Below are 1826 nucleotides of genomic sequence, written 5' to 3'. Positions count from 1 at the left end.
ACCCCAGCTTGTCCCCTAGGGCTTTAAAAATCGCACCGGCCATGATATAATAGTCAGTAAATGAGTTGACTTTTGTGTGGCGCTCACCGATGCCAGTCGGTGGGTGTTTTTTTTATGCAGTTTTTTAGGTATTACTTCTTTTGAACTACTGACAGTGTCCCCATGATTCACAGTTAGTACAGCAAACGGTGGAAATAATGTTAAAAACACATCATATAATAGGACTGTCAATACCAATGATTATAGCCCTTTCATAGGATATCTGTCAACAATTATATTTAATTTCCCTTTTTCCCTTTATCTATTTTTCCCTAAATAGAATTATCCCTAAATAGAATTATCCCTAAATCCCTTTTTCTATTTAGGGATATTTTTAATTCCCATTATAACAGTGTTCTCAGTCGATAAGTATCCCTTTTTCCCTTTATCCCAATTTCTATATATCCCTAATTCTATATATCTAAATAACTATTTAGGGAAATTTCCCTTTCACTATCAAATTGTGGTATACTAATTAAAAATCAATTGGAGGTCGTTGTTATGGATATTCCAGACGTAGTAAAGGCTATACAGTCTCGTGATGAGGCATTAACCATTGTGATTGGTAATCAAAAGGGTGGCGTGGGAAAAACAACTAACACGTATCTCATCGCTTATACCTTAGCTAAAATGGGAATACATACGTTGGTTGCAGACTTAGACCCACAAGCCAACGCCACTAAAACACTAATGTTAACGAAAAGTCAGCAGGAAGATACCGTGTACTCAATTAAAAAAACTCTGATGGTAGGCGTACAGGAGAAAGATCTAACAGACTTACCAGTTAAGATAATGGATAACCTTGACCTAATTCCTTCATATATTGATTTCCAAGATTTCACGAAATATTTATATCAGAATACGAATAATGAGTACGAAGAAACACATCTGTTGGAACCCTTGTTTAATCCATTGAAGAAGAAATATGATGTAATTCTGTTGGATGTGCCACCATTTAGTATTGAGATTACCCGTAATGCTGTTATCTTCTCAGACTTTGCACTTATCAGCTTGCAAACACACGATGATAGTCTATCCGGTGCAGAAGAGTATGTGAATACCCTTTCTAAACTTCAGCAAGAGTATCAGCTAGATATAGAGGTAATTGGTATCTTGCCAATGCTTCACGATGCCCGTAACGGTGTCGATCAGACAATCATACAATCTGCTAAGGATGAGTTTGGAGAAGAAAATGTATTCACAAATATTGTTACTCAAATGGCCCGGATTAAACGATTCCCAATTAATGGAATTACCGATAAGGACCGCTTCGATAAGCGAGTGTTAGACAAGTACCAGCAAGTTACCGATGAGTTATTAAGCCGGATTGGCTTATTTATAGATGATAAGGAGGCCAAGTAAGATGCCAAGTAAAAAGCCTAATATTCTTCAACGAAGGGTTACCGGAGCGGTAAAGCCATCAGAAGAGTACCATGCAACAGATAATGCTACGAAAAAAGAGAATAAATCTTCCTCTATGCCAAAAAATCAGAAAAAATCCCTTAAGGTATCCGCAGAGACTTACAAGGATATGAAAGTCCTGAAGACAATTGAACATGTTAGCTTCGACTACGAGATTATCCAGCTTCTTATTGACCAGTATTACAAGGATATGACCGAGGAACAACAGCGCAGGTATACCGTATTGCGGGAGAATATGTAAGCAGTGCTACATTAAAATAAAAGGGTAGATTGCAAATTTAATCCGAATTTTTGGACAAATTTGTCAGTATAACCTGATACGGTGTTTGCCAGTCGAGTATTTTAAGCGGTCGCTGGTTAATTTG

General features: G+C 37.2%; 2 protein-coding genes. Both read left to right on the top strand.

Features of this window, described 5'->3' with window-relative positions:
- The first annotated feature begins 540 nt into the window (after positions 1-540).
- The gene (locus IV64_RS00260; protein WP_013356270.1) at positions 541-1401 is read left to right on the top strand and encodes a ParA family protein; all 861 of its coding nucleotides are present in this window, start codon (positions 541-543) and stop codon (positions 1399-1401) included.
- 1 nt (position 1402) lies between these two features.
- A complete protein-coding gene (locus IV64_RS00255) occupies positions 1403-1702 on the top strand; it encodes a hypothetical protein (RefSeq protein WP_016526703.1) in 300 nt (99 codons plus the stop codon).
- Positions 1703-1826 lie beyond the last annotated feature (124 nt).

Source organism: Lactiplantibacillus xiangfangensis, from assembly GCF_001438845.1.
Taxonomy (GTDB): domain Bacteria; phylum Bacillota; class Bacilli; order Lactobacillales; family Lactobacillaceae; genus Lactiplantibacillus; species Lactiplantibacillus xiangfangensis.
The sequence above is the reverse complement of the archived record's forward strand: the minus strand, read 5'-3'. Positions and strand labels throughout refer to the sequence as shown.

Bases quoted from the DNA above. Each gene is read 5' to 3' on its own strand.
- IV64_RS00260 (WP_013356270.1), top strand. From the start codon at position 541: ATGGATATTCCAGACGTAGTAAAGGCTATACAGTCTCGTGATGAGGCA.
- IV64_RS00255 (WP_016526703.1), top strand. From the start codon at position 1,403: ATGCCAAGTAAAAAGCCTAATATTCTTCAACGAAGGGTTACCGGAGCG.